This is a genomic window from Amycolatopsis sp. NPDC098790, from assembly GCF_044759945.1.
GTDB lineage: Bacteria > Actinomycetota > Actinomycetes > Mycobacteriales > Pseudonocardiaceae > Amycolatopsis.
The window spans coordinates 780,339-787,309 of sequence record NZ_JBIWAI010000005.1; the positions used below are offsets into that span (position 1 = coordinate 780,339).

Sequence of the window (6,971 nt, forward strand, 5' to 3'; positions counted from 1 at the left end):
GGGCGTGAGTGCTGCGCCTGAAGGCCGGAAGCTGCTGCGTCTCGAGGTTCGCAACAGTGAGACGCCGATCGAGAAGAAGCCGTCGTGGATCAAGACGCGGGTGCGGATGGGGCCGGAGTTCACCGAACTCAAGGGCCTCGTGCGCCGCGAAGGTCTGCACACTGTCTGTGAAGAGGCCGGCTGTCCCAACATCTACGAATGCTGGGAAGACCGTGAGGCCACGTTCCTGATCGGTGGGGATCAATGCACCCGTCGCTGTGACTTCTGCCAGATCGACACCGGTAAGCCTGCGGCCCTCGATCGCACTGAGCCGCGGAAGGTCGCGGAGTCCGTGCAGGCGATGGGTCTGCGGTACTCGACGGTCACCGGTGTCGCTCGTGACGACCTTCCGGACGGCGGTGCGTGGCTTTACGCCGAGACCGTGCGGCAGATCCACGCGTTGAACCCGGGTACCGGTGTTGAGCTGTTGATTCCGGACTTCAACGCCGCCCCCTCGCAACTGGCCGAGGTGTTCGGGTCGCGTCCGGAGGTCCTTGCCCACAACGTGGAGACGGTGCCGCGGATCTTCAAGCGGATCCGTCCCGGGTTCCGGTATGCGCGGTCGCTTGAGGTGATCACGGCGGCGCGTGAGGCCGGTTTGGTGACGAAGTCGAACCTGATCCTCGGTATGGGCGAGACCCCTGAAGAGGTGGCTCCGGCGATGCAGGATTTGGTCGACGCGGGCTGCGAGATCCTGACGATCACGCAATACCTGCGCCCCTCTGCTCGGCACCACCCGGTGGACCGCTGGGTGAAGCCCGAGGAGTTCGTCGAGCACTCTCAAGCTGCGGAGGCGATGGGTTTCGCGGGTGTGATGGCGGGTCCGCTGGTGCGGTCGTCGTACCGCGCGGGACGGCTCTACGCGCAGACGAAGGCGCACCGCGGTGAGGTCCTGCCGGAGAACCTGGCCCACCTGGCCGCCGAAGGGCCGGCCGCCCAGGAAGCGGCGTCGCTGCTGGCGCGGTGACGCACGTCACCCCACGGTCCTTAAAGGATCGGTAAAGTGGGTGGCATGGCCCTGGTTTCGGACCTCCTCAGCTGGTTGCAAGGACTCCCGGAACCGGGCCTCGTCGCGGCCACCGGCGGCCTGGTGTTCGCCGAGTGCACGATCGGGCTGGGTTTCCTGGCCCCGGGCGAATCCGGCCTGCTCATCGCCGCGACAACGGCCAACACCCCGTCCCGGTTCGCAGTGCTGTGGCTGGTGGTCACGCTGTGCGCAACAGCGGGCGACGCGCTCGGTTACCTGATCGGCCGCCGCTTCGGACCGCGGCTGCGTGAGACGAAACTGATCCGCAAGTACGGCCTCGAGGGCTGGGACAAGGCGACATCGGTGCTGGAACGCCGTGGCGCGTGGGCGGTGTTCTTCGCAAGGTTCCTGCCGGTGATCCGCACCCTGACCCCCGCGGCGGCGGGAACATCGGGGCTGCCGTTCCGCCGGTTCTTGCCGGCGGCCGCGGCGGGAGCGTTCTGCTGGTCACTGGTCCACATCAGCATCGGCGCGGCGTTGGGCGAAGCGGCGAAGCGGATCGAGGGAGCCCTGAACACGGGCGGGCTGATCGTGGTGGCCGCCCTCGCGGCGGTGGCGGTGTTCTTCTTGCTGCGCATGAAGAAGCGGAAGGCCCTGGCCGCGCCTGAATCCGAACCCGAGGTCGAGCGAGTCCCCTGACCCGGGCCCCGAGTGCCGCGAAAGTCGCATTCGGGACCTCCGACGCCGCGAATGCGACATTCGCGACCCCTGGCGGGAGCTGTCCCAAGGCGGCCTTGGGTGCGTCTCACGCACCGAAGGCGGCCTTGGTTGCGTCACACGCACCGAAGGCCACATTGGGGCGCTTGGAACCCGACCAGCCGCGAGGGTGCGACCCGAGCCAACCCGAGCCGCACCCTCCCAGCGTCAGCGGCGGGCGCGCGCCACCCTGGCGGTCGCCCAGCCGACCAAGCCGAGCGCCAGCAGCGCCCCACCGGCGACGAACGGCCAAGAACCCGTGCCCGGAACCGGCGCCGGAGCAGCGGCCAAGTCGTACCCGCCCAGCTTCCCCTGCGCCCGGTAAGCCGACCCAGGCAGCTTGTCGCCGTACAGCCGGTGCACCAGCCGCTGGTACTCCGCCACCGTCACGCCGTCCCCGACCCGCTGCCGGGCCGGGTCGTTCAGCGCCAGCACCCGGCCGTCGCGGAGCCGGTACCACGCGTTCACCTGGGGCTCCGTGAACACCAGATCGCCGCCGGCCTGGGCCGGGTACGTCAGCTCCTCCGTCCCCGTCGTGAAGTTCGTCGCGACCCAGCCGTCCGCTGCGCGCTCCACCCACACCGTCGCCGCCGAGGTCCGCACCGCGTAGTACGCGAACGTCGCCGGCGCCGCACCCGGTGTCCCCGCGACGAACGCCGGGTCGAGCGAGTTCACGCGCACCGGCTCGCCCGTCACCTCGGGCGTCACGCCCGCCCGGTCGAGCCGGCCGTAGAACGCCGAAAGCTGGGGCTGCGCCGCCCGGACCGCCGCGACGACGTCGTCATCAGGCGACGACGAAGCCGAAGCCGTACCACCGAACCCGAGCACCAAGGAAGCACCCGCGAGCAGGACACCGAATCCACGCAAGAGGTTCATGTCACGCCCCGATCCGGTAGAGGGACTGCGCCCACTGGAACTGCCCGTTGCGGACGTAGCTCGAGTGCGCCATCGCGCTGTAGCGCCGGCTGCTCGGCCACGGGTCGCCGTAGTAGACGAGCCCGCTCGCGTCGTATCCGTAGATCACCTGGGCGTGCCCGCCGCCGGCGGTCCAGTAGATGCCCGTCTCGATCGGGCGCCGCGCACCGATTTCGGTCTGCACCGACGACAGGCTCAGCGCACCGGTCACCGTGCCGGGCCGCAGGCCCAGCGCCTGGTAGCCGCGCTGGACGTACGTCAGTTCGCCCGGCTGGTTGGGGCACTGCGAGCCGGCCGGGTAGCCGCGCGAGTAGTCGCAGAAGGTGTTCTGGCTGACGTTCGTCCCGTAGCCCAGGAACCGCGCGATCGTCAGGCCGCTCGCGGCCCAGCACCACTGGTTCTGTTCCTGGACCAGCTGGCTGATCGACAACGTCGTCGCCTCGGTCGTCGCGCTCGCGGGCGGGGAGAGCAGGCCGGTGAGGGCCGCGCACAGCGCGCCGAGCGCCATTGCTCGTCTGAAGTGCATTCGTTGCTCCTTGTCGGCAACAGGTGGGGACTTCGTGAGCTTCTCCCGTTGCCGCGCCGGGCAGTAATCCCAAGCGGGATAACACCGGCGTTATGCCGCCTATCGGGCGGGCGCGAGCCCGCACCAGCGCGCGAAGTGCGGATTCCGCCGCCGTGACGCGGTGTACGCCGTTTCCGCGCACCGGAACACCTCGTCGGTGGTCGGCGTGCGGGCGTCGTCCTCGCGCGTCGCGAACAGCAGCGTCGTCCACAGCGGGTCGCCGCGCAGGGGCAGCGCGACCAGGCCGGGCGGCGGCGCCGAAGCCGCCTGCGCGAGGCAGACCGCGCCCTGGGCGATGAGCGTCCCCGCGGTGCCCGCCTCCGACGTGAAGTGCCGCACGCGCGGGCTGAACCCGGCCGCCGCGCACGCCTGCAGGAACCGCACGCGCACGCAGTTTTCGTGCGGTGGCGGGAGGATCCAGTCGCAGCCGGCCAGGTCGGCGAGGTCGACGACGCCGTCGCGGATCGCCGGGTGGCCGTCGGCGATCCCGACGAAGATCGGCTCGGTGGCGAGCGTCCGGACGGTCAGGCCGGCGAAGTGGTGCGCTTCGGTGCCGTCGAACCGTTCGAGCAGCGCGACGTCGACGCGGCCGGTCGCGAGCAGCTTCAGCAGGGTCAGCGACGCCGGTTCGGCGTAGGTCTGGACGTCGAGCTCCCGCAGCTCCTCGATGAACCGGCCGATGATGAGCAGCGGCACGTACCCGATCCGCAGCGTCTCCGGCCCGCTTTCGCCGTGGCGCCGCGCGGACGCGACGAGGTTCTGCATATCGGAGAGCAGCGCGTCGGCGCGGGCGAGCACGAACCGGCCGAGCTCGGTCGGGCGGACGCCGCTGGGCCCGCGGACGAACAGGTCGCCGCCGAGGATGCGCTCGATCCGCTTGAGCTGCGCGGTGAGCGCGGGCTGGCTGACGCCGAGGACGGTCGCGGCGCGGCTCACGCTGCCGCCGTCCGCGACGGCGCGGACGGCCCTGAGATGGCGCAGCTCCAGCTCGGCCACGTCCAGCAGGCTAACGCCGTCTTCACGGGCCGCACGACCTGCGAAAGTCGGGCTTACTACATTCGGCGGTATGAGTCTCGCGGATCTCCCCCGGCCGGTCGGGTACGTCCTCGGCGGGGGCGGCAGCCTCGGCGCCATGCAGGTCGGCATGCTGCGCGCGCTCGGCGAAGCCGGGCTGACGCCCGATCTGGTGACGGGCACGTCGGTCGGCTCGCTCAACGCGGCGGTGCTCGCCCTGCCCGGCGACGACCCGCTGCCGCGCCTGCACGGCATCTGGGCGCACATGACGCGCGCCGAAGCGTTCCCCGGCGGCGTGCTGAGCCGCGTGCGGACGCTGACGCAGAGCAAGACGCACCTGTTCCCCAACAGCGGCCTGACCGGGATCATCGCCGACCACCTGGGCGCCGAAACCCGCTTCGAGGACCTGGCGCTGCCGCTCGGCGTCGTCACGACGCAGGTCGACACGGCCGAGCCGCTGCTGATCCGGTCCGGGCGGCTGCTCGAGCCGCTGCTGGCCAGCTGCGCGATCCCGGGCATCTTCCCGCCGGTGGAGCACGACGGGCGGCTGCTGTACGACGGCGGGCTCGTCGCGAACGTGCCGATGCGCCAGGCATTGGCGATGGGCGCGAAGTCGCTGGTGGTGCTGGACTGCGCGTTCCCGGGGAAGCTGCCGGAGGCGCCGCGGACGTTCGCCGAGGTGATGATGTTCACCGCGATGATCTCCATGCGGAACCAGGCGGTGCTGGAAGCGCCGGTGGCGGCGGCTTCCGTGCCGGTGGTGTACCTGCCGGGGCCGGCGCCGGTACGTGTGAACCCGCTCGACTTCGGGCACACCGAAGCACTGGCGGATGAGGCGTATTCGGCCGCGCGGGAGTTCCTCGACGGGATCTCGGTGAGCGGGCCGGGACTCTACGGGGCGCCGGGTCTCGTCGTCACGTGATCCGCGTCACGCCGATGCACCGATCCGCCGGGAAGAACGTCATCGCTATCGCGTAGTTTTGAATGACGAATGCCCGCCGATCCCAATTCCCAAAAAGAGACAATATGCTCCCCAAGAAGATTTTACTTTCGGTGGCCGGAATCCTCGCCGGAGCACTGCTGCTTTCCGCCTGTTCGTCCGGTGACGACGGCGGTTCGACCGCCGGTGGGACGTCCGCGTCCGGTTCCGCGTCGGCGTCCGCGACGCCGGTCGCGGTGTCGTTCGAGCCCGCGGGCGGGACGGGGGTGAGCCCGGCGACGCCCGTCGTCGTCAAGGCGGCCAACGGGAAGCTCCTCGACGTCACGGTGACCAACACCGCGAAGGGGACCAAGGTCGCCGGCAAGCTCGCCGACGACGGGGCCAGCTGGACGTCGACCGAGCCGCTCGGCTACGGGGCGACGTACAAGATCGTCGCGCACGCCCAGGGCGCCGACGGCAAGGCGGTCGAGCAGGACAACCAGATCACCACGCTCTCGCCGAAGAAGCAGGCGAACGCCAACTTGATCCCGGCTCCGTCCGCGGTGGCGAGCACGGGGGTCGGCGTCGGGCAGCCGATCGTGTTCAGCTTCGGCAAGATCGCCGTCAAGAACAAGGCGGCGGTGGAGAAGGCCCTGACGGTGGAGTCGACGCCGAAGCAGGAGGGCAGCTGGTACTGGATCGACGACTCGAACGTCCACTACCGGCCGAAGGAGTACTGGAAGGCCGGCACGACGCTGAAGGTGACGGCGAAGATCTACGGCGTCGACTTCGGCGGCGGGGTGTTCGGCGCGGAGGACCGCACGGAGACGTACAAGGTCCACGATTCCTGGATCGCTAAGGCGGACGGGAACACCGAGCAGATGCAGATCTTCCACAACGGCGCGATGGTGAAGTCGATGCCGATCTCGATGGGCAAGGACGCCACCCCCACCCATCTGGGCGCGCACGTCATTTCGGACAAGCAGGCCAACTACACGATGGACTCGTGCACGTACGGCGTCTGCCCGCCGGACCCGAAGGCGTACCGGTCCAACGAGAAGTGGTCGGAGCGCATTTCCAACGACGGCGAGTTCGTCCACGAGAACCCGAACAGCGTGGGACAGCAGGGAAGCTCGAACGTGTCGCACGGCTGCATCAACCTCAACGGGGCCAACGCCCAGTGGTTCTTCCAGAACATGGGGCTGGGCGACGTCGTCGAGGTGACCAACTCGGGCGGGCCGCAGCTGCCGGTTTGGGACCTGTACGGCGACTGGTCGAAGTCCTGGGCCGACTGGCAGGCCGGATCGGCCCTGAAGTAGCCGCCTGGTTGGGTGATTCTTTGGTTGGTTGATTGGTCGTTGGACGGCGGGAAGGGCCGGGGCTCCGTGGAGCTCCGGCCCTTTTTCGTGCCTGGGCACGTGGGTGTGGGGGCGAGTGGGCCGCTCGCGCGGGGTGAGCAGGGTGGCTCACGGTCCGCTCACGTGAGCCGGCCAGAGCCTGAACGGTCCCCTCGCTGAGCCGGGAGCGCCAACCGGTGGTCGCCTTCGCGGTCTGCGGCCTCGCCCCACTTGCTCGCGTGGGCGCGCGGACCCGTTCGGGCCGGCTCAAGTGGATGCGGACATGCGGCGTTCGCGGGCATGAAAAAGGGCCCGGGCCGGGAGACTCGCGTCTCAACCGGGCCCAGGCCCTTCTCCAAATTAAGTTCGGCGGTGTCCTACTCTCCCACAACCCTTCGGTTGCAGTACCATCGGCGCTGTCAGGCTTAGCTTCCGGGTTCGGAATGGGACCGGGCGTTT

At 69.7% G+C, this 6,971-nt stretch carries 7 protein-coding genes and 1 rRNA gene; 4 read left to right on the forward strand and 4 right to left on the reverse strand.

Annotated features, from left to right (window positions below; all coding sequences use genetic code 11):
* Window positions 1-4 precede the first annotated feature (4 nt).
* Both lipA and ACIQWX_RS37275 read left to right on the forward strand, forming a co-directional pair.
* Entirely contained in the window at window positions 5-1,006 is a 1,002-nt protein-coding gene (lipA, locus tag ACIQWX_RS37270; RefSeq protein WP_400881402.1) for a lipoyl synthase, read from the forward strand.
* 45 nt (window positions 1,007-1,051) lie between these two features.
* On the forward strand, window positions 1,052-1,705 hold the full coding sequence (locus ACIQWX_RS37275) for a DedA family protein (protein ID WP_400881404.1): 654 nt from the start codon (window positions 1,052-1,054) through the stop codon (window positions 1,703-1,705).
* Window positions 1,706-1,930: 225 nt separating this feature from the next.
* Here the strand turns inward: ACIQWX_RS37275 and ACIQWX_RS37280 are convergent, their stop codons facing one another.
* The 3 genes from ACIQWX_RS37280 to ACIQWX_RS37290 all read right to left on the reverse strand — a co-directional run bounded on the left by ACIQWX_RS37280 (window position 1,931) and on the right by ACIQWX_RS37290 (window position 4,238).
* The gene (locus ACIQWX_RS37280) at window positions 1,931-2,638 is read right to left on the reverse strand and encodes a hypothetical protein (RefSeq protein WP_400881405.1); all 708 of its coding nucleotides are present in this window, start codon (window positions 2,636-2,638) and stop codon (window positions 1,931-1,933) included.
* Window position 2,639: 1 nt separating this feature from the next.
* Window positions 2,640-3,203, reverse strand: coding sequence for a papain-like cysteine protease family protein (locus ACIQWX_RS37285; RefSeq protein WP_400881406.1), 564 nt, complete (start codon window positions 3,201-3,203; stop codon window positions 2,640-2,642).
* 99 nt (window positions 3,204-3,302) lie between these two features.
* Window positions 3,303-4,238: a LysR substrate-binding domain-containing protein gene (locus ACIQWX_RS37290; RefSeq protein WP_400881407.1), complete on the reverse strand. Its 936-nt coding sequence runs from the start codon at window positions 4,236-4,238 to the stop codon at window positions 3,303-3,305.
* Window positions 4,239-4,308: 70 nt separating this feature from the next.
* Between ACIQWX_RS37290 and ACIQWX_RS37295 the strand changes: the two genes are divergently transcribed.
* Both ACIQWX_RS37295 and ACIQWX_RS37300 read left to right on the forward strand, forming a co-directional pair.
* Window positions 4,309-5,178 carry a patatin-like phospholipase family protein gene (locus tag ACIQWX_RS37295; RefSeq protein ID WP_400881409.1) on the forward strand — a complete coding sequence of 290 codons (870 nt, stop codon included), beginning with the start codon at window positions 4,309-4,311 and terminating at the stop codon, window positions 5,176-5,178.
* Window positions 5,179-5,282: 104 nt separating this feature from the next.
* The gene (locus ACIQWX_RS37300) at window positions 5,283-6,494 is read left to right on the forward strand and encodes an Ig-like domain-containing protein (protein ID WP_400881411.1); all 1,212 of its coding nucleotides are present in this window, start codon (window positions 5,283-5,285) and stop codon (window positions 6,492-6,494) included.
* Window positions 6,495-6,876: 382 nt separating this feature from the next.
* On the opposite strand, the gene rrf is transcribed toward ACIQWX_RS37300, so the two are convergent.
* Window positions 6,877-6,971 (reverse strand): 5S ribosomal RNA (gene rrf, locus ACIQWX_RS37305); the annotation flags it as partial.